Genomic DNA, 25,669 nt, shown 5'->3' on the forward strand with positions numbered 1-25,669 from the left:
GATAAGTTTACTTATCGACCTGCCAAACTTGCTGCTCTTCAATAACACGTAAGAAGTTTTTAGCCGTGAAGCCTGTAGGATACAAAGTGAAGTTATCATCACCCTGTAGTATTTGGTTTTCAGAAAACTTTTCAATCTCAAATAGCAGGTGGTTATCATCCCTTAGTGCTATAATTATTTCTTCAAGTGATACTTTTAAGAAACCAGAGAAGTACTCATGGTCATACTCTAACGATGAATCTACTATCCAACCAGTTACTGATGGGTTTATATCAGTGTTATCAAAACCAAGTGATGATTTAAAATTTTCATCGGTCAATAGTGCTTGCTTAACCGCATTAACCTTTCCGCTAATTTGTTGATCAGCCTTTCTCAGTGTTCTACTTTTATGAAACCAAGCATCTTTTTTAGTACTGCGTAAAAAGGTTGATTTAACCTCAAGCACAAGAACATATCCTTCTAAAGCACATATAAGGTCAATTTCACCAGGATTATATTCAGGTGTTTTTGGTGGGTTATGATTAAGTAGAACTGTAAAGTTTCTGGTTTTGAAACACTCAGCTAATCTTAGCTCAATAGCTGCTGTCTCATTACGAGCATCACTTCTACCAGCACCAATACGCCTGAGGTTATTTAACGCTGCTGTAGTGTTGTTCTGAAATGCCACCATCCAAGGAAATTGAAAAATATGTTTACCCAATGAAAATATAGGACGCTCATAAAGCTCAGGTATTAGTACTTGCTGTGACTTTTCACTTTGTAATTTTTTTGCAGTGGCTTTTATATCATAAGTCCAAAAATCTATTATTGCTTCAGCTGCTTTTTGATTACCATTCGGGAAACTTTTATTAACGGTCCAAGCTTTAATTCTTGTGATTTTGTCTTTTTTAGATGACCAGGTAATTGGAAATCGGTTTTCACCTTGTTTCATACCTTCAAAGGCTAAGCGACTAATTGATGATAACCAGTTTTTTTCTTCTAACAAATATTGTTGGTAGGGAGCGATAAAGTCTTTATTAAAAAAAGCTGACACCAGGTTCAGAGACAATAACGATTCATAAAGGCTTACTCGCAAGCCCGAATCAGCCGTTAAATATTCATTTAAACCGTACACTTCCATTAAACGTAACTGAGTTGAATATGTTTTAATAAGAGCAAGTTGATTCGCTTCATGGTTATCTTTAGAGCCAATTGGTTGTTCAGCCATGCCGGAAACGATAAGTTTATTAACTCCTCTATTAAACCAATAACCGTGCAATAACTTTAATTTATTACCATTTTGCTGCCAAGCAAGTTTAGCGGCCACATCAACATCTTTAATAACAGCGATACCCTGTTCTATTTTAAATGCGATGGTGTCATCAAAACAAAATGCATCGGCTGATTGCGAAATAAAGCTATTAAGTGAAATCTGTTTGATGATTAGTTCTGAAACTTTTTGGTAAGTGTGGGTATGAACCACTTCTTCTGCAGAAGGAAACAAAAAAGGTATTAAGTGCTCCTTCACTGTTGCAAGAAGTGCATTTTCAGTTAAATCAAGTTCTTTGAAGTCGCTACTTTCTAATTTCCAAGCCAATATATTTTTAAAAGCTGACCAAGCCTCTTCCATATTATTATTTACAGGTAGTTCATCACTTTTAGCACTATTGGTCTCGAGTAGGTATTCAAATGCAAATAAGCTGATATAAATTAAGCAGCTTAATGGAGTTAAAGAAGTTAACTCATTTTGAGTTTGCTCTAAATCTATTAGTAAACGCTTATGCTCTTTGTGCATTAGTTTAATGATGGCGATTAACTCATCGAACTCATTTGGGCTGGTTTCAGCTAATTGTTGTAACTCTTGCCATTTATTAGCATTAGGCTTTATTGCTAGTTGAGAATAACGAGCCGCATTCTTCACAGATAAAGGTGATTTTGAGGCGATAGATTGAAGTAAGGGAAAATTACTAACATCTTCCTGACTAAAGTACCGCGTAAGCGCGAAAGACAACAGCTCTGTATCAAAGGTTTCCAAAACGATCTCTTGCCAGAAGTCACTGTACCAAAATAACTGATGCCTTTCATTTGGTGACACCTTATTATTTTTAGTGCCTGATGGTTTATTATCAAGGTAAGCATTTATGACTATTAGTGCTGATTCAGTTTCAGATTTATCACTGGCAAGGTGGTTTTTGAAGCTTTTATCGTAGTAGTTGTGATTATCCATAACCTATTCATTGTCCTGTTATTCTGTTTTTAATTGCTAACTTAACTTTTTATTCTTTCAGTTTTTTTGGTGGAAGATACAAGTATTACGTTATTAGGTAGTACCTGTTTACTTTTGAACTATCGCTTCCGTTTTTAAAACTCATCGCTAATTTCCTTTTCGAGGTAAAGTTCATGCAAGAGTCTACATGGGTAACCTTACATTTCAAGTACTTACACTTATAGTCATGACTCCGGATGATATTTTTTTTACTAATTATCATCCGGAGTCAATAAAGTACCTTATTTTAATTAACTTTCACTCTTTTCAAGTAGCTGGCTAATACTCAACGTCTCGTGAAATTGAGCAAAACTAGCCATCTTTGAATCTATAGCGTAATTTGCCATTCTGTCTGCAAGTTCATTCCCTTCGATGGCTGCATGTGCTTTAACATGCTTAATTGCTAACTGCCCTTGTAAAGATACGAATAGCTGATGACAACATTGTATTAGATGCAAGTTTTCTATTACCCCTTTATTCTTTTTCCAGTTATTATTCGCCCAGCTAAATGACCAATCAGTTACAGCGTTGATTGCATAGATAGAATCACAATAAATTTGTACGCTTAAACCATTACTAATATAGGTTTGTGCCCATAGTAGAGATTGATGTAGTGCCAGTAACTCCGCAGCATTGTTGGTTGAGAAGCTGTTGTATACTCCATAAAGTAAAAGGTCAAGTTCCTCCCGTTGATAAATAGCTATACCAGAGCCAGCTGGTCCGGGGTTACCTCGGCATGCTCCGTCACAGAAGATGGTGTAATCAAAATAATTGAGTAATAAGTTACTTTCTTGTTCTTCTTTATTATTTTCAGCATTAGCCATATAGTCAATGCCATAGTAAGCCTCTTCAGCAGCTTCTGCTGACAAATAACTTTTATGCTCAGCACCTTTAAACTTATTTATTTGCTTTTGGCATTCAGTCCAGTTTTGATAAATGCCTGGTGTTCTTCCTTTAAAAACCACGTAATATTTCATGTGTTATCTCTTTTTATCTTGGCTTGACAGTAATCAAAATTGTTTTGGTTACTTAGGATGCATTTAGTTTCGACTTGTTAATTTATCGGAACCACATTGTTCAAATGATTGACTAGCTCAATATTTTTTTACTGATGAGTTGAGCAGAATCCTAGTGGCACCATAATTGGCAATTTACGATATTTAACACCTAACTTAACTATTAAAGAGTCCTATTAACCACGCAATAGCCTCGCTAACATTACTCCCCTTGAACTTGTTGTTTATAAAACTAATGACGTCAGCCTCGGTTACAAAACTCGTTAGATTCTTTTTAGGTTCACCTTTGTTATTATTAGTTCGCTCTTCTATTTTAATTGATATCCATTCTTCTACTTCACTCAGCTCCCAGGCAACCGCCCTTTCTCCAAGTGATATTGACTGAGGGAATGCCCCTTCAGAAATAAATTTATAAATTGATGAACGGCCTAGCCCTGTGATTTCCATAACTTCTTTTAATCTAATTAATCTCATTTTTCATTCCTCTGTGTTGGTTCACAACATGAGGTGGGCTTGTAAAAAATTACTGAGATTTAACCTTTAATTAGCCATCAAAACACGATCCCAAAATGTTTAAGGTATATATCATTTTTATGCATATACATCGCAACCCCTTTAATTAAAGTAATGGAGTTAAACATGGCTAAAAATAAAGATATAAACACAACTAATTCTTACAGCAACAATGAGCCTATGACAGAGAATCAGGTGCTTGAAGCTGCCGCAGAGATATTAGCGTGCAAGTATGTTCGTAAAGATGCATTCACCAGTAGCGAGGCAACTAAAGACTTTTTGAAATTCAAGTTAGGGAAATATGAACGTGAGGTTTTTGCGGTGATGTTACTCGACAGTCAGCACCAGCTAATTGATTACCAAGAGCTATTCTTCGGCACCATTAATGCCGCCAGCGTTTACCCTAGAGAGGTTGTTAAAACAGTAATTACAGAAAACGCAGCCGCAGTAATTTTAGCTCATAACCATCCTTCAGGAGAGGTTGAACCATCGCAAGCTGACATTGCGATTACTAAACGATTAAAAGAAGCGCTGGCGCTAATTGACGTCCCTGTGCTAGATCACGTAGTTATTGGAAAGTCGTGTACATCGTTTGCAGAGCGGGGCTTAATTTAGTTACTTGGAATTAAAATTATTTTTTGTTAATTCAGGCACAACACCTTGAGAGCGTCGCCCCCCTTATTTAGTACTAAATCCCCTTATAGCATGGCGATTTCAAATTTCAGCACCAAGATAAAACGAGGCGATTGAGTGACTACATTGACCCTCTACTACTTCATCTAAACCACATTTATTAACTGAGAGACAAGCTATGAAACTGATCTTTAATAAAGCGCAGTGCTTTAAGCTGCCCGATGCTTTTTATCGAGTCATCGAAACTGAATTTAACAATGATAATAGCGATAAAAACACTATCATTGCGTTCACCTTAAACTTTCGAGATGAAGGATACTCATCTGAATCTGGTGGGTATCACCCTGTTGAAATACGCTTTGAAAAACACGATGAAAAATGGTTTTGCATTTATATTACCGACTTCTCTTTTTCAGGTGGCCCTTATCCTGAATTAGTGAAAGAGATTGATGTGTGCTTCAACAGCAAACGAGTATTTAGCTTATACGGAGGATGGCTAAACAATAGAGATGGCAATGATTTACTAACGATGTTTATCAATAACTTTATTGAATATTACAACAGTGGCTCTTACACCATACAAATTAGCTTTAATTAAAGCTATAAGTCATCCAAATCCCCCAAACAACGCATAAACATCTCTGGCTCCCAATTAGGTAAAGCGAGACCCAGGGAAGCTAGGTATATCAAGGGCTGTAGAAAAAGACATCGTTTGAAGTACCTATAAACGCGTTTCACTACAAAAAAGGAACCAGCTATGGAAGTACAAGCAATAAAAGATACAAATACCATAAACTTAATTAGCCATTTATTAGAAGTTCGCTTTAGCAAGCAAATGGCTGATGTGTGGAATATCGGTTTAACACAAGAAGGTATTGATAATGACTTTGTCGACCTTGAAATACAGCAAGAACAACAGCTAAGGAAAAATAATCATGTGGAAATTATTACCGTTTTCTACACCAATTATTAATATACTGGAAGGTATGGTTGATTCATGTAGAGACCCTGTAATACCCATAGTTGGAAGTATCGTTTATTGTGACATCGCTTTTGGCTATGCTGAGCATTCAGGTGTTTACATTGGCAACAATCAAATTATTCACCTTAATGGTAAAGGTGATATAGAAGCTGTCTCCCCTCAGGGTTTCATGTCAAACACTACTGCGTTAAACATTTACGTATCATGTAATGGCCTATACCCCGTAGGAGGAGAGTTCGTAGCTGTTATGGCACAATCAAAACTTTATGAAAGCATTCGATATAATGTATTATTAGAAAACTGCCATATATTCACCTCTGGCTGCCTAGGCGGAGATTTTAGTAATGCTCATTCATTTATGTGGATGTTAAAAGATGAAGCCAAGAAGTGCATTCAAGCGACTACTTGGCGTCAATGGGATAGTAATCATTACTAATGATTGAAGAAAAGGGTAATCCTTTTCTTTTTTAGTTAATTGAGTGCACTGTACCCAAAACAACGATTCCCTACTCCATCACCAAATTGCTTTGTATCAACCTTAGCGAAGTAACTCAGTCGATAAAGAACATCTTGTACCTGCTGATGATAATTATCGTCGTTGGTCTTAATTTTATATACTGCGTTATTAGGTATATGTACTAGTCCTGAAGATTTTTCAAAACTTAGTCCTAACGCGCTAGCCCATGCTGCCCTTATTCTCGAGTACATATTGCCTTCAGTATTCAATAGATTACCAACACGAAAATATATATCACGGTTAACAAAGATAACTACATGATAATGCCAACCCAAAGAGCTTGAGCGTTCAAGAGTCCAAATATAAGATAAAATACAAGTATCATTTCTTCCTGTATGTTTATTCTTCCTAGCCAAATCAGACTTTATCCGCACCCTCAGTGAATCAATAAACCGTGAAATAGCATAATGTTGAATATCCCATCCCTTAGGGTACTTCAACTCAAACCTCATCGCGCAGGTACGCTTATGATGAGATAACGCCTTCATCAATACTTGCTCATTAATTAGCAAGTAGTTCATTATTAAAGGTTGGTATTTAACCTGAACAGGATACCCGTTAAAATATTCAGATGTGTGTAGCTCTAGATGTGGTAGGTATTGATTGTCTTTCATTATTAATCCTTATGTAAAGTTGTTTGTTTACATAAAGTTACAATGTGTAATTATTAATTAATAAAGGGATTGTTCTATTAATATAGCTACACCAATTTAGTAATCCCTTTACACAGTTCGATTTAAAATTTTATGAGCCATCATGGTTGAGTTCCCCACACTATTTTACTCTGGAGTTATTTTGAGTAAAAGCCACCAATCAAGCTCGAAAAACCCTATGACTTTAAGGTAACATAAGACCAAAATTGAGATTTTTATTAATATAAAGATTTTTTGACGTCCTTGTTATTGCAGTGTACAACCACCTGAGGTAAAACTTCTTATCAGGCCTGAAAAAAAATGCATCAACAAAAACATTAGACCATTCACTCCCTTGTGATTTATGACAAGTTATTGCATACCCAAACTTTATCTGCATAACATTTAGGTAAGGGTCTGAATATTTTGCTTTTTGGAACTCTACAGGGTCCTTCTTACGGTTTAATTTGGGGTTTCGCTGTAAAAAATCTGCGTAGAGCGCTTTATATTCGAGGTGACTTATTTTTGATGAAGAATCATACAAGAGGTTAGTTAATATTTTTGTTTTTATTAATATAGGTTTACCATTATCATTCATAAACTCAATTTCAACATCTACAAAAGAAAGCCCTACAAACTCTAGTTTGCGACCTTTGTGAGTTTTATGACCTACCTCAATCGTACGTAATTCTGGATTAGATAATACTTTAACAACTTTACCAAACTCACCATTAGATATAAATTTATCATCATGATTGAAGTTAGAGACACATATGATTCTTTCATTGATTTGTATTGGGGCCTCTAAACTAAATAGATTAGCTCGTATGCTGTTATTATAATCCCTTACTTGAACATTAGTGTGAGCAATAATTATTGAAGAAAATGTTTTTTCTACTTGATTGGCGCAAAGATGAAGATATTGCTCTAGAAAGTCCGTGCCGGATAATACCTCTACATCTGACGCAGAAACATCAAAGGATACACCCTCGAATTTATTTTCTGTCATAGCACGCCTCAACCTATTTGCGTTGGTTATTACGCCACTTGACAGTTGTTGGCGTACAACTTGGCTTAGCTCAAAAGGCCAACAATTTAACCCTAAAGTCTCTTTAACATATTTAGTGCTAAGTGCAGGTGAGAAGCTGTTACGTACTGGGGGTAATTGAGCATCATCACCAATAAAGATAATCTTCTTGTTACCTTTATTTAAATTAATATATTCCAATAAATCATCTAATAAAAAACCCGACCCAAAAAAGCACAACTCTGATTTGTTATATTTATTAGATACCATAGAAGCCTCATCTATCAAATAAACTGTATCAGGCGAATCTTGATTTTCTTTTAATTTTGACCTCATAACAGGAGGCTCACCTTCAACCTCTTTTTCAACATCTATATTGTCACTATCGAAATAACTATAAATAATTCTATGGATAGTCTTGGCTTCTTTATTGGTTTTATTCGCTATAACCTTTGCTGCTTTTCCTGTAGGAGCCATTAAAACAAAATGCCTTTGAATTGCTTGTAAATAATTGGTAATCCCAGCAGTAAGAAAAGTTTTACCGACGCCAGCATGGCCCTTAAGCAAAAACACAGAGCAATCATCTTCGATTAAAAACTGCTCTAACTCTTCTACTAAGTCACTCTGCCCTTTTGTTAATTCATTACCTTTAAAATAGTCTGAAATCTTCATTCTGTTTATCTCATGTCTGAATAGTCACAACATGAGGGAAAGCATTAAATATTTAACTGCTTCATAACCCAATAAAGGTTTTGTATACAGTTTTAAGTATGCTAAAGCTTATAACTATAGCTTTAAGCTTTAGCAATAAAACTTAAATTACTTGGTTAAGTCAACGATCCTTTTCAGTAGACGTCTTTTTCTTAATTAAAATCCCCTTTCTTTCCTTAAGGTCATCTACATTGTTAATTTTTAAATATTGTCGCACTATTGCAAAATTAACGACCTCATATGAATCAAAAATTTGTTTCACATAAAAAATATATGCGTTATTAAAAACCAAAAAAACAAGTGCATTAGTCAACTCTTCTTTAAGAAGCAAACTATTCGATACTTCTCTCTCTTCAAAAAACTCTTTTTTTATCTCATAAATAATATTCGTATAATAAGGTGTTTTCTTTATAAGCCCAGCCAACTGGGCATAGTCCACTTTACCTAGCTTTCGCCCAATTTTTATTTCAAATACTTCTCTTTCCAGGTGCTTGATAAAACCAGTTATAAAATGACCTTTGTCTAAAGTATCCTTATTTAATTTTGACAATAATTGTCCAGTATAATGATCAGCAATTGCCACTACAGTACTTATAAAAAATATAAGAGACTGCTTTGTTAGCGATCCAATGTAGGATTGAATGGTGCCACTTAATTCCTCATTATCCATAAAGTAATCGTACGCATCATAATAAAATGTATCAGAACATAATTTTTGACTCTGAACATCTGTGAATTCAAATCTTGAATTATTTATATAAAAACGACTAATGGTTCTACCTGAAAACACTGACAAACTGCCGCCAGACAGAAAGTTATACAAAAAATCTTTATCTATTAATACTCTAAGGTTTGGCTTTAAAGTACGCTCATTAACGCCAACTTCTCTAGCTAACTCCTTAAAAGTTATTTTTTGAACTTCCCCTAGTGCATTAGAGTTTTTCAAAAGAATAAAAAAAATCAGCTTCTGCAGATAATTTAAATCGCTAATTTTAAGTACATGCTCGAAGATCTTTTTTTGCTTAATTTGAGCAGCCAAATCATATCTTTCGAATAGTAAATAAGAGTTAACACCACGCCCTTTTCCAAAAATAAAATCACGCTCAACTTTAATAGCACCTTTATCTTCTAACTCAACCAACGCATAGGATATTGTTCGCTCTGATAAAGAAGTTATGCCTTTCAAATATTTGATTGTTTTAAAACTTACAACGTTATTAATTAAACCATCTGTCAACATACTTAAATGCATCAATAAATATTTCGAAGTATATGACAATTTATTTAAAATTTTATTTTCTTTTACTGGTACATATTTAAATTCACCGCTCATTATAAATCCTAATAAAATTGGATATAAATATAGTGTATTATAATGCATCTAATACATGTAATTTTACAACTAATATCTATACAATCGATACATGTATCTACAAATTATTACTTTCATGTAATAAACTCATTTAAACAAAAGGTTTTAGGTGTAAGTCATGAAATCAGAAAATAGCTTTAAATGGATTAAAAATAATAGGGTTCAACTTGAATGGTTAAATACTTATTTACAAGCAAGAATAAGTGGATTTAAATGGATAAATTTTAAAGACACTAATGATGATGTTGTTAATGTTGTTGTACACCAAATAAAAGAATCTATGTCTGGCGATACATTAGAATTATTCAATATAAAAGCCCGTGCAGCTTGGAACCAACATACAAGAAGACTAAAGCGTAAAAACACTCATGTTACATCTTCTTTTGAAATAGAAAAAAACATCTACAAGGAAATAGTCAGAGTAGCAAAGAAACACAATATTCCTATTACGCTGGCTGTAGAAGAGTTGCTAAAAAAAGGATGTGAATTGGCTAAAGATGCTGACAATTTAGATAAAAGGAAATTAATTACTAACTCTTTAAGAAAGAATGTTATCAAAAAAAACAAATTAATAAGCGATATATTCAATGACTCACCATCTAAACAAATATCAAAAGAATCATTGATTGAAGCTTTTTCCGAGGAAGCTTATGAAAGACATATTTTAGAGCTTGAGTACATAAGCCTTGATGGTAAAAAAAGTGAAAATGAGCTTAAAGTAGCTCAAGATGAAGAGGTGAAGCGATATAACAATCTTTGTAACAACCTGAATCTTTTAAACCTAATTATAATGGATTAAATTTTTATATATTTGTATAGTGAGGTTAAGCTCAAGTTTAAAATATAACATAAAATTAAATATTACTTATTTGGATTAGTTAGGATCTGATCGTAGACACTTTAGAATAGAACTTTATTAAAACTGACACCTAATGCATCGCTGATATTCGCTACTTGTTGTCATTAATGTCAGCTTCGAGCGAACAACGGACGTTTCCTATTAAAATTTTAACGGCAGCAACTAGCCAATAGCTGACATTGTAGTGGTCAACTAATTTTCTAATTTATGAACATCATTGCCGTTGGTTTTATTATCTTTTGATGTTAACTTGAGAGCGATGCGTTATATAACTAAATATTATCAAAAAAACTTTAAGCGCATTTAATGAATCTAAAGCTGTTGGTAGCATGATTTACTACCTCTATAAATTTGATGAATCAGGATTTTCAAAATATCTAGAAGCTGAGATATTTTCCAATGATGGAACGTATAATTTTAGATGGCTTAGATAGGGCTATTGCAATACAAAGGCCTTTTTTGGAAGTAGAAGCAAATTTTGCATTAATGATCTGGAGTGTAAGTGAACGTAATTAGTTTGATGATTAATTGGGTAATTGAACTTTTACGCAATGTAGATGACAAAATAAGTGGAAAGGATAATGCTACTGAGAGAGTAAATCTAAATGACTCTAATGAACATCAGCTATCTGAGTCAACAGAAAAAAAATCTGTGATCGAACTGCCAATTAAAGTTATTGAAATCCAACAGAGTGAACCTGTACCTTCCTGTGTACTAAAAGAAACAGTAAAACATGAAGTAGTCATAGGTAGTAAATTTGCTGTCCAAGCTAAAATAAAAAATTATCTAATTCTGCATAATGTTGAAGTCTCTGATGGTGTTATTGAAAGTTTATATCGCGAATTAGGCGAACTGCCAGAAATTGAAATTAACAGCGAACTCAATGACGCGATAATTAGGTACAAAGAACATGGGATCTTTACCCTCGATGAAATCCCGTACTTAAAAACGATCATAGATAAAAATGGTGATATGGTCAGCTTTAATGGATTAAATCTCCAGGATGAAGATCAAAGTAATCATCATGCCGTAAAGGAAGCTATTTATAGGCAATTAGAAAATGAAGGTATCACATGTACTAACTTTAGGCTTAATAGCTTGGCTAAAAGTTACGTTAATGGTACTAAGCAACCGTTATATACAATGATAAACCAACATAGATCATGGCAATTTAATGATTATAAGAAAACTATTACCCCGAAAGTAAAAAATACCACAGCAGGTGTTCAGGATGATTTTGAATGCTCTAGTGATTATGAGTACTCTAGCGGTAGTTATACAGAATATGATCCTGGTGGTGGAGTAGGAGCTGATATGGACTCTTTTGATGATATGGACTCTTTTGATTATGCGGATGATTTTGGAAATGAAGATATTCATTAAGTTTATCTGCTTGAATAAGTATCGATTCTATCTCTCAGAATTAATCAATTATGGCAGTGGAAGATTATATTTACCTTAAAGAGATTTACCATTAACGTCTGTTATTCGTTCTGAAATTACCATAGATAATTAATTGAAATCATGGCCGCAAAGTCGGATCACTTGTCGTTCGATATGCAAAGGCTAACGTCTGGTATCTTATCATTGCTATCTTAATAGCTAAGAGTCTGAAGGTCTGCTCTTGGCCTTGAGTTCAAGCCATCGTAACCAAGTCTGGAAAACAAGTTAAGGCTTATTCAATTTCGGTTTTGTTCAATCTAGATTATATTAGAAGCAACACTCATATTCCCTACAGAACACATTTCGATATGATCAGACCACCAGTTCATCATTTCTCTTCTCTTATCCAAGTAATTGGCCCTATTGTAAGCTTTACGAACCTCGTTTTTATCAACGTGTGCTAAAGAAGCTTCAATAACATCAGGGTTAAATTCTTTTTCATTTAACGTTGTGCTGGCTAAAGCTCTAAAACCATGAGCAACCAATCTATCTTTATAACCGATTCGCCTTAAAGCTTTATTTACAGTTTCAGTATTAACATGTTTTTTTGGATTGTAGCGAGATGGAAATACAAAATCAGTAAACGGCTTTCTAAATCGTTCTAATACTTTTAAGATATCCAGTACTTGTGGTGTTAATGGAATGATATGTTCCCTCCCCATTTTCATGCGAGATCCTGGTATTATCCATAATTTATTTTCTAGATCGAACTCTTCCCAACAAACCTTTGCAGCTTCGTTTGAACGCGTCATGGTATGCAACTGAAACTCTATTAATGCTCTTGTGACCACAACTAAGTTAGCCGCATTTAACGTTTGCATAAACTCTGGCAATTCATCTGGCTTTATTGTTGCCATATGCTGTCGTTTAGGCTTCTCAAACGCTGCGTTAATACCACTTAGAGGGTTTGCATGAATAAGTCCTGTATTAACCGAAAAAGTCATGATTTCGTTTAATCGCTGGGTTAAACGTCTAGCTGTTTCTAAATTTCCAGCTGAAGATACTTTTTTCAACGCATCAATAGCAATGGGCGCAGTAAGTTTAGAAACTGGATATTTACCCAAAGCAGGGAATACATGAATTTCCAAAGAGCGCCAGATGTCTTTTGCATAATCTTGTTTAATCGAATTTTTCTTAATATCAAACCAATCTACTGCGACTGACTTCAATGTGTTTTCTAACAAACCTTTTTTCTGAGTTTGTACTTCTATACGGTGCTCTTTGGGATCGATATCCTGCGCAAGTAACTCATGGGCTTCTTTACGCTTCTCTCTTGCATTAGCTAAAGAAACAGCAGGGTAAGAACCAAAGCTAATATTGGCTCTTTTTTTAATAAACGGCCTAGTATAATTAAACAGCCAAAGTTTAGAGCCACTGGGCTTAATCCTAAGATGTAAACCATCACCATCAGCAAGGTTATATTCTTTATCTTTAGGCTTTGCTTGTTTAACTTCCGTATTAGTTAAAGGATTTGTTCTTCTCGCCATAGTAACACCATCATGAAATAACATTATGTTTTAGTAACACTGGTAAAACCATCAAAATAGACGTAGTAACACTAACTCAAGACCAATAAAAACAGAGGCTTCAGCATTTACCATTGAAAAATTAGAAAGTAAAAACTTGTATTTTAGTAATACTGCCGACATTGAACGACTTCCAGTGTTACTACGGATGTTACTAAAAACTTTGGATAGTGTAAAACACATATGAATTAAAATGGACGAAAACACAAGCAAAAAAGTAGATATAGCAAAGGGTTTAGGATGTTGCTGGATATTATTGGAAGAGAAGATGGCGGTGACGGAGAGATTCGAACTCTCGAAAGGTTGCCCTTTACACACTTTCCAGGCGTGCTCCTTCAGCCACTCGGACACGTCACCTATGTTTGAACTGTATTATGATGTTTTATGTAAGTGTCATCTTCACTTTTTTACATCACTTTTTAAAAGCTGCGCTATGTTAGGCAATACCACGAGATTAAGCAATAAAAACTAAAGCTAAGTGTTTTAGTTGTCTAAGATTTAAGCGTTTTCAGAAGATTATGTTATTTACGTAGGCTTGCTGAAAATTCTAACATTCGATTTGTCGATTTAAGTGCACCCTCGCGTAATGACATATCAACAAAGACTTCTTTACCTTTAGCATCGATAAGTGCTTCTTCTATCGCTTTTAAACCGTTCATCGCCATCCAAGGGCAATGAGCACAACTTCTACATGTTGCGCCTTCACCAGCCGTAGGAGCTTCAAAAAACTCTTTATCTGGACACACCTGCTGCATTTTGTAAAAAATACCGCGATCGGTGGCCACTATAAACTTTTGATTCGGTAATTCTTGTGCCGCTTTAATTAATTGACTAGTTGAACCAACCGAATCAGCTAATTCAATTATTTCAGCGGGAGATTCAGGGTGTACTAAAATAGCGGCATCAGGATGCAGCGCTTTCATGTCTTCTAGCGCTTTCGTTTTAAACTCGTCATGTACTATACAAGCCCCTTGCCACATGATCATGTCGGCACCTGTTTGCTTTTGAATATAGTTACCTAAATGGCGATCAGGTCCCCAAAGAATCTTTTCGCCTTGTTCGTCAAGGTGTTCAACTATTTCAAGGGCACATGAAGACGTAACAATCCAATCAGCACGCGCTTTAACAGCCGTAGAAGTATTAGCATAAACCACAACTGTACGGTCGGGATGCTGATCACAGAATTCATTAAACTCTTTTATTGGGCAACCTAAATCTAGCGAACAAGTCGCTTCTAAAGTCGGCATAACGACTGTTTTTTCTGGTGTTAATACTTTAGCAGTTTCGCCCATAAATTTAACACCAGCGATTATTAAGGTTTGTGCTTGGTGTTGATTACCAAAGCGGGCCATCTCAAGCGAGTCAGCGACACAGCCACCTGTTTCTTCTGCTAATGCTTGAATAATAGGATCAGTATAATAATGAGCAATCAAAACAGCATTTTTTTCAACAAGTAATTGTTTGATGCGTGATTTGTATTGCGCTTGTTCATCTTCAGTAAGACGAGCAGGCTTTGCTGGAAAGGTGAAATCGAATTCTACCGCTAAATTACTTTGCGCCATTATTTACTCTATTAAACTCCAAGAAAAATCGCGGGAATTATACGTGAATAAAGGGCAAATGTGTACCTACAAATAGCAAGGTAAATTGAATTTTAATGATAAAACAGAAAAGCAAATAAAGCGTAAAAGTGGTCGGTCGTGAAGGATTTGAACCTTCGACAAATTGGTTAAAAGCCAACTGCTCTACCAACTGAGCTAACGACCGATTGTAGGTGGTGAATAAATTTAAATAAAGATCATATACTTTAGATAAGATCTTCACTTTTGCTATCCCGAACAGGGAAATAAAAGTGGTCGGTCGTGAAGGATTTGAACCTTCGACAAATTGGTTAAAAGCCAACTGCTCTACCAACTGAGCTAACGACCGATTAAATTTATTGTATAAATGGGCGAACCACACATTCTTTCATATCGAATAAAAAAGAAGTGGTCGGTCGTGAAGGATTTGAACCTTCGACAAATTGGTTAAAAGCCAACTGCTCTACCAACTGAGCTAACGACCGACATTTATGCGCGTTGAACGTCTCGTTCAACGCGCCGCATATGATACTGATAATTCTGTTGAGTGCAACAACAAAATTAAGTTTTTTTAGGATATCTTTGTAATTGTATAAAAAGCCAACATTGTGAACAAGTTATCAACAAAATTATTACAATAAACTAGATAGCCTAGGCTGGGCTAATTTTGCCGCACTAGAATTTGGGTATTCTTTAATCAGCTGTTGATACAAACTAACTGCTCTCGCTTTGTTATTTTGCTTTTGTTCAACCGTTGCTAATTTAAGTAAAGCATCACTTCGTTTAGTTGATTTTGGAAACTGCGAAACAACAATATCAAATTCTTGTTTTGCTTCTACCAATTCATTTTTATTAAACAATAATTGCCCTAACCAATAATGAGCATTCGCTGCATAGGTTGAATTAGGAAAATTTTGATTAAAAGCACGAAATTCTGGGATGGCTTTATCATACTGTTTTTCTTTTAACACCATATTTACCGCACGATCATACGCTTCATTTTCAGTTAAATTACTACTGTAATTTGTTTGAACCGAATTCGCAGGTGCTTCTATTGATGCTGGCACAGAATGAGTAGGTTTTAGCGCTTGTGAGACGCGACGATCCAATTCTTGATACAATTCACGTTGACGTTCAAGTACTTGGCTTAATTGATGTGTGTGTAGCTCAGTGACACCACGTAACTCATTCACTTCGTTTTGTAATTCATCAAGTTGACGTTGAACGTTTATTTGAGCACGATTTCTCGCGTCAAGCTTACGCTCTAATTGGTCAAGTCTTTCTTGAATTGACAATGATTTAAAAGAAGTATTACCGCGAGTAACATCTACTACAGGGGCTGGCTCTGCTGCCATTACAGTATGTGTAATAGCAGCGAAAGTTATGCCAAATAAAACTTTATTCAGTTTCATTTAATTACCTAACCTTTTTGTCTGAATTAGTATACTAAAACAGCACGACGGTTTTTAGCAAAAGCACTCTCTGAGCGATCTTTAACCATAGGTTTTTCTTCACCATAACTAACAACCGTTAATTGTGAAGAAGCGACACCCATGTTTTCTAAGTAAGTAACAACCGCTTTAGCACGACGTTCACCTAGAGCAATGTTATATTCAGGTGTACCGCGTTCATCAGCATGACCTTCAACTAAAACACTAACGTTTGAATTTTCATTTAAAAATTTAGCATGAGCATCTAAAATTGCTGAAAACTCGCCGCTTACTGAAGATTTATCAAAATCAAAGTAAACGATATGTTCAGAACGTAAACGCTCAATTTCTTGACGTTTTTGCTCTTCAATTTCAGCAGCACGTTGTGCAGCAGTCACTTGAACATTATTTTGTTCAGTTGATGTTTGCGTTTGTGCATTGGTATCAACTTGGCTTTGTTCATCAGTTTCAGAATTTGAACTACATGCAGCTAATGCCATCATTGGTAATGCAATAGCAAGAGCTTTAACAGTTTTATTCAAGCGCATTTCGGTTTTCCTTATTGTTTCAACATTTTAAATTTTTCAATTTTATTATAAAAACGGTGACCAAGCAGGTGCTTTTACTTGCCCATTCAGTGCAGGTAAACGAGCCTTAAATCGACCATCAACAGAGACTAAACTTAATACTTGGCGATTATTATGCAAAGTACTGTAGATAATCATGCCACCATTTGGAGCAATACTGGGAGATTCATCTAAACGAGTTTTAGTTAATACCTGAAAAATACCAGAATCTAACTCTTGTTTCGCTAAATGATACTGACCACGTGTTCTATTTACCATAACGAGTTGACGACCATCAGGAGTTAATGAGCCACCAAGGTTCATTTCTCCATCAAAAGTTAGTCGCCTTACTTTACCGTCCACTAAATTTACGCGATATAGCTGAGCTTTTCCACCCCGTTCTGAACTAAATATCAATGAATTACCATCTGGAGACCAACTTGGCTCAGTATCGATTGCTCGATGACGGGTAATTCGGCGTAATTTTTTCGTGTTAACGTTCATCACATAGAGCTCTGGATTACCATCTTTCGATAACACCATCGCTAAACTCTTACCATCTGGAGACCAGCGTGGCGCACTATTTATGCCTGAAAATGAACTGATTAAATTTCGTTTGCCAGAATAGATATCAATGGTGAATATTTGCGCTTGATGATTTTCAAAGGTGACGTATGCAAGTTTGTTTCCGGTTGGATCCCAAGATGGCGACATTAATGGCTCTTTTGAACTTAATAGCACATGCTCGTTGTAACCATCGTAATCAGCTATTACAAGCTGGTATGGGTAATTGCCTTGGTCGCGCACAATCACATAAGCAATTTTCGTTAAAAATGCGCCGCGAGTACCGGTTAATTTAAGATATATTTCATCACTTATACGATGACCATAGCGTCTAAATTGATCACTACTAATTTCCACAGAACTTTCTGCAAGAATATGATCAGAGGTTTTCACTAATTGGCCATTGCTGAGCATCTGTGTTTGACCACCCGTAATTTGACCACGAATAACATCTATTAATTGATAGCTTACTTTATAGCGACCAACGGCTGCTTGAGCAATTTGACCAATAACAATATTTTCAACACCAGCGGCTGCCCATGCCGCATAGTCAATTTCATTGGCATTTTGTGGATGTTGTGGAAAACGAACTTGATTGATCGGACTAAACTTACCACTACGTAGTAAATCTTCACTTATCACATTACTGATATTTTCAGGTAAAGTATTATTGCCTGCCCACTTAAATGGCAAAACGGCGATAGGTCTTGCACCATCAATACCTTCTGTGATCACAATTTCTAAGGTGGCGAATGCTTGGTGAGTGAATAAAGATAAACAAACAGCTAAAATTAATTTAATTTTCATCATAAGGATAAGGTTTATTACTACTTTTATTGATTAAAATTCAGGTACTACAGTTAAACTGATCGTACGCATTTTTTCAAATACTTCTGGATCTTTTGATACTGGAAGTTTTCCGGCTTTATAAACCGCTTTGCTTGCAGCATCACACACGATTCGATCGCCGTTACCCGATACTACATTAATAACGAAGCCAGATGGAGCCAATTTAATGGTTAATTTACACGATTTATTTTCCATTGTAGCTTTATCAGTAATTAAATTACTTTGAATCGCTCGTGTAATTAACGCGGTATAACGACCAACTTCGGTCATCATTTGTTGTTGTCTTGCTTTTTGACGAGCGGCCATTTCTTCCGCCATTTGATTTGCAAGCGCTTGTTCTTGAGCCGCCTTTTCTTTCGCTGCTAATTCTTTACGTTTTTTTTCTTCCGCTCGTTTTTTACGTAAACGCTCAGCTTCTTTTGCAGCTTTCTCTTCTTTTAAACGTTTTGCTTTGGCATCTGCAGCCGCTTTTTCCGCTTTCTTTTTCTCTAATTCTTTTTTCTTACGCAGTTTTTCAGCTGCATTAGCTTTTGCTCTAGCTTTTCTAGCTGCATCATCTGCGGCTTTTTTCTCGCGTTCTTTTTTCTGACGTTGTTTTTCTAGATTCTTAATACGAGTTTCTTCTTTCAAACGTTTGCGTTTTGCCGCAACAGCCTGATCTTCAAGCTGCTTTATACGTTTGGCTTCATCAAGTTTTTTTTGCTTAAGCTTATTTACTTGCGCTTCTATCTTACTTCTATCCACGGCAACAGCTTGAATAGGTTGAACTTGAACGGCAGTTGGCGTTGGTTTAGGAGGATGCGCTGAAAAGTCGCCAAGCACTAGCACTAACAATAACGAAATATGTAGTCCTAAACTTAAAGCAATCGCACTTAACAACTTATGATTCACGTATTTATTTCTCCAACGAATCAGTCATTAACCCAACAGAAGGCACACCGGCTTCCTGTTGAAGCAACACCATTAATTGAATAACTGCATCATACGAAACCGCACCATCACCATTAACGACCACAGGTGTATCTGGTTCAACTTTCAGATGCGCAGCAACTAAAGTAGCAACTTCTTCAGCCGACATAGGTTCATTTTTACTGGTACCTACGGCTAAATAATATTGGCCGTCTGCATCAACCGAAGCAACAAGAGGAGGTTTACTGTCTTTACTCAACGGCTCAGCATCAGCTTTAGGTAATTCAACTTTTACGCCTTGTGTAATAAGAGGAGCCGTTACCATAAAAATAATGAGTAAGACCAGCATCACATCAATGTAAGGCACTACATTTATTTCAGCAACTTTACGTCGCCTTACGCGATTATACATAATTAACCCTACCTAACGTTATGACTCACTCGTGGTTTGACGCTGTAAAATACTAGAAAACTCTTCCATAAAGTTACCGTAACTATTTTCGAGTTTTTCAACATGATGGGTAAATCGGTTATAAGCCATGACGGCTGGAATTGCGGCAAATAAGCCCATAGCGGTAGCAATTAACGCCTCTGCAATACCTGGTGCTACTTGCGCTAATGTTGCTTGCTCTTGAGCACCTAAGGCAATAAATGAATTCATGATGCCCCAAACAGTACCAAATAAACCAATATATGGACTGATTGAACCTACAGTCGCCATAAAGGGTAAGTGGGTTTCTAATTCGTCGACTTCGCGAGACAATGCAACACGCATGGCTCGATGTGTTCCATCAACAATAATTTGTGGCGTACTAATATGACTTTTTCGTAAACGAGCAAATTCTTTAAAACCTGCCACAAAGAGACTTTCAATACCATGTATATGCGATCTAGCTGACACTTCGTTGTATAATTTTGTTAAGTCTGCGCCACTCCAAAACTTATCTTCAAAATTTTGTAATTGCTCTCGCGCGGCACGTAACGTTTTTCTTCGCTGAAAAATCATCGCCCAACAAGCAATTGAAAAACCTAATAAGGTTAACATCACCGCTTTTACTAATAAGCTAGCTTGTAAAAATAAATCTAAAAAAGAAAGTTCAGCTGACACCTTTTAACGCTCCTAATATCGTGTTTGGTATTGCACAAGGTTTACCACGTAATAAATTAACATAAGCTACAACAACTTCTACCTTACAAAGGCAAACTTGTTGTTCATTGGTGATTTGTTGAGTAAACCTAAGACTAGCGCGTTTAATTTCACTAATTGTTGAAGTTACTGTAAGTAAATCATCCAGTTTAGCCGAAGCTAAGTTATCCATTTCAACGTGTCTGACCACAAAACCACAGTTTTGTTCTAAAAAAAAGGATTGATTAATTTTAAGCGTTCTTAACCATTCAGTACGAGCACGCTCACAAAATTTTAAATAATTGGCGTAATAAACAATACCGCCTGCATCAGTATCTTCATAATAAACCCGGATCTGAAATGTATTACTAAGCGTTTGCATGAATTTATGTATGGCTTTTAATCTAAAACTTCAAGCCCATATAGTAATAGAAAAATAGCCATGCAAACAAGTGTTTAAAGCAGGAGATTGCAAGAAAATGAGAATATTAATTTTCGGTATTTTCAAACCTAAAAATCTTCTACGAAAGATAAAACACCAACCATTGATAATCCATTAGTTTTTCTAATGCGAATTATAAATTTTATTCGTTTGTTTTTCTTGGTTAGCATCCATATAATGGCTTTGTTTTCTGAGCTAGCCCATGAAAAACTCTCCCCCTAGGTTTTATCATGAACTAGATTTTGAATAGGTAACTTGTTATTTATTCTCTCTGACATGTTTTTTGAAACATTTTTTCCTTCTAGTAACTTAAGTCTTAAGTTGGCCCGCTTCAATTGAGCGGGCTTTTTTTTAACTAAATTTTAGTTCGTCATGCAATAAGAGGGAGTTATTTCTTCACTATCAATCAACAATCAATCATTGATAGGCTATGTATACATAGCGTCATTGAGGGTTAAGTAAGGAAAAGTGCTGATAAGCTTTATCTGTCACGATACGACCGCGTGGGGTACGTTGTAAATAGCCTTGTTGAATTAAAAAAGGCTCGAGCACATCTTCAATGGTTTCTCGTTCTTCACCTATCGCTGCTGCAACATTATCTAATCCGACAGGTCCACCTTGGAATTTTTCAATAATCGCTAGCAAAAGTTTTCTATCCATAATGTCAAAACCTTCGCTATCAACTTCGAGCATATTCAACGCTTTACTTGCTGTATTTTGATCCACTTCACCCGCTGTTTTCACATCGGCATAATCACGGACACGACGTAATAATCGATTAGCAATTCTAGGAGTACCTCGCGAACGTTTTGCCACTTCAAACGCTCCTTGTTCATCCATATTTAAATTTAGAAAATGTGCAGAACGTTTCACGATGTCTGTTAAATCTTTGGTGTTATAAAACTCTAATCGTTGCACTATGCCAAAACGGTCGCGTAATGGTGAAGTTAATGCACCTGCTCGGGTTGTAGCACCAATTAAAGTGAAAGCAGGTAAGTCGAGTTTGATAGATCGCGCAGCAGGCCCCTCACCGATCATGATATCTAATTGATAATCTTCCATCGCCGGGTACAGCACTTCTTCAACAACAGGACTTAATCGATGAATTTCATCAATAAAAAGTACGTCATTTTCTTCAAGGTTCGTTAATAGTGCCGCAAGATCACCCGCTTTTTCTAAAACCGGGCCTGAAGTTGTGCGAATATTTACTCCCATTTCATTGGCAACAATATTTGCTAACGTTGTTTTACCTAAGCCGGGCGGGCCAAATATCAGTAAATGATCAAGTGGCTCACCACGCTTTCTTGCCGCTTCAATGAAAATTTCCATTTGGGTTTTAACATGATCTTGACCAGTATAATCAGCTAATAATTTTGGACGAATAGCCCGATCGACTCCTTCATCTTCCAAGGTCGCAACAGGCTCAATTAATCGATCAGCTTCTATCATTTACTTTCTCTATTCTTTAATTTATCAAATACCGATAAGATATTTATAACATTGCCTTTAAAGCGTCTCTGATCAAATCTTCGCTACACTTGTCGGCACTAAATATTGATTTAATCGCTTTGTCCGCTTGTTGTTGACTATAACCAAGAGACACCAAGGCGTTAGTTGCATCACCTTTCGCATTATTAACATAACTATCTGTTTGCTGAACATTTAAAGCGAAACCTTCTGATGAGCTTGTATCACTACCAGCTTGCCAATCTTTGAGACGATCACGCATTTCAATTAATAAACGCTCTGCGGTTTTCTTACCAACGCCTGGAATTTTAACGATAGTCGTTAAATCATCGTGGCTTACACAACTGACAAACTGGTCCGCCGACATACTCGACAAAATAGCTAAACCTAATTTAGGACCAACGCCATTAACTTTTATCAACAAACGAAAAAGTTTACGTTCAACTTTATTCGCAAAACCATATAATAATTGTGCGTCTTCTCGAACAACAAAGTGCGTATAAATAATAGCTTCTTCATTTAACTCAGGTAAAGCATAAATACTGGTCATTGGCATCGTCACTTCATAACCAATACCGCCACATTCAATTAACACTTCTGGAGCGATTTTCTCCACCAAAATACCACGTAAACGACCTATCACAGCAATAAAACCTTGAATGAAATTATTTTAAGAAACCATAACACTATATATTTATACAGTAAAGTACCTGTTAGGCTGTTCGAGAAAATTATTATTAACAACGGCTATTTTGCCAGTAATTAACGCAATCGTCCTCTAACCATTTTGGTTGCTTGTCCTGCCATTTTATCTAAAGAATCATGACTATGGGCGTGGCACAATGCTACGGCTAAAGCATCGGCAGCATCGGCTTGCGGTGTACCTGGAAGCTTTAAAATAGATTTCACCATATGTTGAACTTGTGTTTTATCGGCTGCGCCTGTGCCAACAACTGACTGTTTGATTTGTCTTGCTGAATATTCTGCAACCGTTAAACCATTATTGGTTGCCGCAACAATCGCTGCTCCTCTAGCCTGACCAAGTTTTAACGCACCACCAGGATTAACCCCCATAAATACTTGCTCAATAGCAAATAGCTCAGGATTAAATTGAATAATTAGCTCAGATACACCAGCAAATATTGTTTGGAGTCTGTCACTGAAATTTTCATCTTCTTTATTAACAGAAAAGGCTTTAATGCATCCACTACCTAAATATGAAAGTTTACGGCCTTCTTGCCTAATAACGCCATATCCTGTAATTCGAGAGCCAGGATCAATTCCTAAAATAATAGACAAAGATACATTCCTATAGCGTTGCTAAAAGGTGAAAGATTTTCATTATTCAACCCTTTATATCAAGTTGAAAAATATTCTGCCATTAAAAAAGCAGTAAATATTTACATATTTACTGCTTTCAAAGTAAAGCTAACTAAGTTAACAACTATTCAGTTGCAGCAGCGTTTTCTTCGGTTTTAGCAATTCCTAACTCTTTCAGTTGTTCAGGGTTTGCTTGCCCGGGAGCATTGGTTAACGGACAAGCCGCAGTCGTCGTTTTAGGGAATGCCATTACATCACGAATTGAACTTGCACCTGTCATTAACATCACGAGTCTGTCTAAACCAAACGCTAAACCAGCATGTGGCGGCGCACCGTATTGTAATGCTTCAAGTAAGAAGCCAAATTTTTCTTGTGCTTCTTCATCACTGATCCCTAAAATTCTAAAGACAGCTGCTTGCATATCTTGATTATGAATACGGACAGAGCCTCCGCCTAATTCACAACCATTTAGTACCATATCATAGGCATCAGATAATGCGCCGACAGGATTCGCTTCAAGCTCTTCTGCGGTTAAGTTTGTCGGGGCAGTAAAGGGGTGATGAATAGCATGCATATGACCATCAACTTCTTCAAACATTGGGAAGTCAACTACCCACAATGGTTTCCATTCGCCTGTTAGTAATTCTAGATCTTCACCTAATTTAAGGCGCAGTGCACCGAGTGATTCACTCACTACATTGTATTGATCAGCACCAAAGAAAATAATATCACCTGATTTGGCGTTTGCACGTGCAAGCAAAGCTTTAGCAGCATCTTCTGTTAAAAATTTTAAAATTGGCGATTGTAAGCCATCCATGCCGGCATCAATGTCATTGACTTTTAACCAAGGCATGCCTTTCGCGCCATAAATACCAACATATTTAGTTAATTCATCAAGTCCTTTCCGTGAAAATTTCGCAGCGCCTTGCGGAACACAAATGATTGCAACACGACCTTTTTCATCGTTAGCTGGTCCTGAAAACACCTTAAATTCAACGTCTTTTAGAATGTCTGCAACATCCACTATCTCTAATGGATTACGTAAATCAGGCTTATCACTGCCAAAACGAGACATTGCCTCAGAATATGGCATGCGAGGAAATTCGCCCAAATCTACATTCAACATGGTTTGAAACAATTCACGGATCATTTTCTCTGTCACTTCCATCACTTGATCTGATGACATAAATGACGTTTCAATATCTATTTGAGTAAATTCTGGCTGTCTATCGGCTCGTAAATCTTCATCACGGAAACATTTAACGATTTGATAGTATCGTTCCATTCCCGACATCATCAACAACTGCTTAAATAACTGTGGTGATTGCGGTAATGCAAAAAACTGCCCTTTGTGGGTACGACTTGGTACTAAATAATCGCGTGCACCTTCAGGAGTTGCCGCGGTAAGAATTGGTGTTTCAATATCTAAGAAACCTTGTGATTCAAGTGAAGAACGAACCGCTGACGTTACTTTTGCACGAAAACGCATACGCTCTGTCATTTCAGCGCGACGCAAATCTAAATAACGATACTTTAAGCGTTGCTCTTCTGAGTTAGTTTGGTTTGAATCAAGGGGTAATGGCGCAGACTTATTTAAGATAGTTAGATCTAAACCTAATACTTCGATACCGCCGGTTTTCATGTCTTTGTTGATTTGTCCTTCTGGACGAGCACGAACTTTACCTTTAATTTGTACACAAAACTCATTGCGTAAAGTATTGGCTTTTTTGATCACCTCAGGTAAGTCAGGATCATAAACAACTTGCACTATGCCTTCACGGTCACGGATATCTAAGAAGATAACAGCGCCTAAATCACGACGTTTGTTAACCCAACCACATAATGTTATTTCTTGACCGATATGAGATTCATTGACCTCACCACAATAAAGCGTACGCATACTAATTTGCCTTGATTACTCGAGAATTTAGCGACTTGT

24 protein-coding genes, 4 tRNA genes and 1 pseudogene are annotated in these 25,669 nt (G+C 36.2%); 6 read left to right on the forward strand and 23 right to left on the reverse strand.

The features are described 5' to 3' along the window. Nucleotides 1-7 precede the first annotated feature (7 nt). The 3 genes from ABXH06_RS11025 to ABXH06_RS11035 form a co-directional block, all read right to left on the reverse strand. A complete protein-coding gene (locus tag ABXH06_RS11025; protein ID WP_353518258.1) occupies nt 8-2,206 on the reverse strand; it encodes a hypothetical protein in 2,199 nt (732 codons plus the stop codon). Between the two features lie 290 nt (nt 2,207-2,496). After that, entirely contained in the window at nt 2,497-3,222 is a 726-nt protein-coding gene (locus tag ABXH06_RS11030; protein WP_353518259.1) for a ribonuclease H1 domain-containing protein, read from the reverse strand. A gap of 195 nt (nt 3,223-3,417) precedes the next feature. Further along, nucleotides 3,418-3,735, reverse strand: a complete 318-nt coding sequence (locus ABXH06_RS11035; protein WP_353518260.1) for an AlpA family transcriptional regulator — start codon at nt 3,733-3,735, stop codon at nt 3,418-3,420. A 219-nt stretch (nt 3,736-3,954) separates the two neighbouring features. Between ABXH06_RS11035 and radC the strand changes: the two genes are divergently transcribed. The 4 genes and pseudogenes from radC (at nt 3,955) to ABXH06_RS11055 (ending at nt 5,825) form a co-directional block, all read left to right on the forward strand. Next, nucleotides 3,955-4,389 (forward strand): RadC family protein, encoded by a 435-nt coding sequence (gene radC, locus ABXH06_RS11040; protein ID WP_503012495.1) that lies wholly within the window; start codon nt 3,955-3,957, stop codon nt 4,387-4,389. Nucleotides 4,390-4,585: 196 nt separating this feature from the next. Further along, complete coding sequence (locus ABXH06_RS11045; protein ID WP_353518261.1) at nt 4,586-5,005, forward strand: DUF2787 family protein; 420 nt, start codon at nt 4,586-4,588, stop codon at nt 5,003-5,005. Between the two features lie 159 nt (nt 5,006-5,164). Continuing rightward, nucleotides 5,165-5,269 (forward strand): annotated as a pseudogene (locus tag ABXH06_RS11050) (site-specific integrase); the annotation flags it as partial. Nucleotides 5,270-5,342: 73 nt separating this feature from the next. Continuing rightward, complete coding sequence (locus tag ABXH06_RS11055) at nt 5,343-5,825, forward strand: hypothetical protein (RefSeq protein WP_353518262.1); 483 nt, start codon at nt 5,343-5,345, stop codon at nt 5,823-5,825. A gap of 35 nt (nt 5,826-5,860) precedes the next feature. Here ABXH06_RS11055 and ABXH06_RS11060 read toward each other — a convergent pair whose 3' ends face one another. The 3 genes from ABXH06_RS11060 to ABXH06_RS11070 all read right to left on the reverse strand — a co-directional run bounded on the left by ABXH06_RS11060 (nt 5,861) and on the right by ABXH06_RS11070 (nt 9,609). Continuing rightward, on the reverse strand, nt 5,861-6,520 hold the full coding sequence (locus ABXH06_RS11060) for an inovirus Gp2 family protein (RefSeq protein WP_353518263.1): 660 nt from the start codon (nt 6,518-6,520) through the stop codon (nt 5,861-5,863). A gap of 223 nt (nt 6,521-6,743) precedes the next feature. After that, a complete protein-coding gene (locus tag ABXH06_RS11065) occupies nt 6,744-8,237 on the reverse strand; it encodes an ATP-dependent DNA helicase (protein ID WP_353518264.1) in 1,494 nt (497 codons plus the stop codon). A gap of 160 nt (nt 8,238-8,397) precedes the next feature. Further along, nucleotides 8,398-9,609, reverse strand: coding sequence for a hypothetical protein (locus ABXH06_RS11070; RefSeq protein WP_353518265.1), 1,212 nt, complete (start codon nt 9,607-9,609; stop codon nt 8,398-8,400). 157 nt (nt 9,610-9,766) lie between these two features. On the opposite strand from ABXH06_RS11070, the gene ABXH06_RS11075 reads away from it, so the two are divergent. Continuing rightward, nucleotides 9,767-10,447, forward strand: coding sequence for a hypothetical protein (locus tag ABXH06_RS11075; protein ID WP_353518266.1), 681 nt, complete (start codon nt 9,767-9,769; stop codon nt 10,445-10,447). 562 nt (nt 10,448-11,009) lie between these two features. After that, entirely contained in the window at nt 11,010-11,891 is an 882-nt protein-coding gene (locus tag ABXH06_RS11080) for a hypothetical protein (protein ID WP_353518267.1), read from the forward strand. A 317-nt stretch (nt 11,892-12,208) separates the two neighbouring features. On the opposite strand, the gene ABXH06_RS11085 is transcribed toward ABXH06_RS11080, so the two are convergent. The 17 genes from ABXH06_RS11085 to aspS form a co-directional block, all read right to left on the reverse strand. Continuing rightward, nucleotides 12,209-13,438 (reverse strand): integrase domain-containing protein, encoded by a 1,230-nt coding sequence (locus ABXH06_RS11085; protein ID WP_353518268.1) that lies wholly within the window; start codon nt 13,436-13,438, stop codon nt 12,209-12,211. Nucleotides 13,439-13,746: 308 nt separating this feature from the next. Beyond that, nucleotides 13,747-13,834: transfer RNA gene (locus ABXH06_RS11090), tRNA-Ser, on the reverse strand. A gap of 164 nt (nt 13,835-13,998) precedes the next feature. Further along, nucleotides 13,999-15,039, reverse strand: coding sequence for a quinolinate synthase NadA (nadA, locus tag ABXH06_RS11095; protein ID WP_353518269.1), 1,041 nt, complete (start codon nt 15,037-15,039; stop codon nt 13,999-14,001). A gap of 129 nt (nt 15,040-15,168) precedes the next feature. Further along, nucleotides 15,169-15,244, reverse strand: a tRNA-Lys gene (locus ABXH06_RS11100). 86 nt (nt 15,245-15,330) lie between these two features. Next, nucleotides 15,331-15,406 (reverse strand) — tRNA-Lys (locus ABXH06_RS11105). Between the two features lie 60 nt (nt 15,407-15,466). Continuing rightward, nucleotides 15,467-15,542: transfer RNA gene (locus ABXH06_RS11110), tRNA-Lys, on the reverse strand. Nucleotides 15,543-15,689: 147 nt separating this feature from the next. Further along, nucleotides 15,690-16,469 carry a tol-pal system protein YbgF gene (gene ybgF, locus ABXH06_RS11115; protein ID WP_311576985.1) on the reverse strand — a complete coding sequence of 260 codons (780 nt, stop codon included), beginning with the start codon at nt 16,467-16,469 and terminating at the stop codon, nt 15,690-15,692. A gap of 26 nt (nt 16,470-16,495) precedes the next feature. Next, on the reverse strand, nt 16,496-17,035 hold the full coding sequence (pal, locus tag ABXH06_RS11120) for a peptidoglycan-associated lipoprotein Pal (RefSeq protein WP_311576988.1): 540 nt from the start codon (nt 17,033-17,035) through the stop codon (nt 16,496-16,498). Nucleotides 17,036-17,080: 45 nt separating this feature from the next. After that, entirely contained in the window at nt 17,081-18,427 is a 1,347-nt protein-coding gene (tolB, locus tag ABXH06_RS11125) for a Tol-Pal system beta propeller repeat protein TolB (protein ID WP_432280198.1), read from the reverse strand. A 30-nt stretch (nt 18,428-18,457) separates the two neighbouring features. Further along, nucleotides 18,458-19,357, reverse strand: coding sequence for a cell envelope integrity protein TolA (gene tolA, locus ABXH06_RS11130; RefSeq protein WP_311576991.1), 900 nt, complete (start codon nt 19,355-19,357; stop codon nt 18,458-18,460). A gap of 4 nt (nt 19,358-19,361) precedes the next feature. Then, the gene (gene tolR / locus ABXH06_RS11135) at nt 19,362-19,787 is read right to left on the reverse strand and encodes a protein TolR (RefSeq protein WP_311576994.1); all 426 of its coding nucleotides are present in this window, start codon (nt 19,785-19,787) and stop codon (nt 19,362-19,364) included. 18 nt (nt 19,788-19,805) lie between these two features. Continuing rightward, nucleotides 19,806-20,483, reverse strand: coding sequence for a protein TolQ (gene tolQ, locus ABXH06_RS11140; RefSeq protein ID WP_311576996.1), 678 nt, complete (start codon nt 20,481-20,483; stop codon nt 19,806-19,808). Next, entirely contained in the window at nt 20,473-20,883 is a 411-nt protein-coding gene (ybgC, locus tag ABXH06_RS11145; protein ID WP_311576999.1) for a tol-pal system-associated acyl-CoA thioesterase, read from the reverse strand. The genes tolQ and ybgC overlap by 11 nt, the downstream gene beginning before the upstream one ends. Before the next feature lie 504 nt (nt 20,884-21,387). Further along, the gene (ruvB, locus tag ABXH06_RS11150) at nt 21,388-22,392 is read right to left on the reverse strand and encodes a Holliday junction branch migration DNA helicase RuvB (protein WP_311577002.1); all 1,005 of its coding nucleotides are present in this window, start codon (nt 22,390-22,392) and stop codon (nt 21,388-21,390) included. A 43-nt stretch (nt 22,393-22,435) separates the two neighbouring features. Next, the gene (gene ruvA / locus ABXH06_RS11155; protein WP_311577005.1) at nt 22,436-23,053 is read right to left on the reverse strand and encodes a Holliday junction branch migration protein RuvA; all 618 of its coding nucleotides are present in this window, start codon (nt 23,051-23,053) and stop codon (nt 22,436-22,438) included. 119 nt (nt 23,054-23,172) lie between these two features. Beyond that, on the reverse strand, nt 23,173-23,709 hold the full coding sequence (gene ruvC / locus ABXH06_RS11160; RefSeq protein WP_311577009.1) for a crossover junction endodeoxyribonuclease RuvC: 537 nt from the start codon (nt 23,707-23,709) through the stop codon (nt 23,173-23,175). Between the two features lie 145 nt (nt 23,710-23,854). Continuing rightward, nucleotides 23,855-25,630, reverse strand: coding sequence for an aspartate--tRNA ligase (aspS, locus tag ABXH06_RS11165; protein ID WP_311577013.1), 1,776 nt, complete (start codon nt 25,628-25,630; stop codon nt 23,855-23,857). Nucleotides 25,631-25,669 lie beyond the last annotated feature (39 nt).

Origin of the sequence: Thalassotalea sp. SU-HH00458, assembly GCF_040362795.1 — a bacterium.
Taxonomy (GTDB): domain Bacteria; phylum Pseudomonadota; class Gammaproteobacteria; order Enterobacterales; family Alteromonadaceae; genus Thalassotalea_H; species Thalassotalea_H castellviae.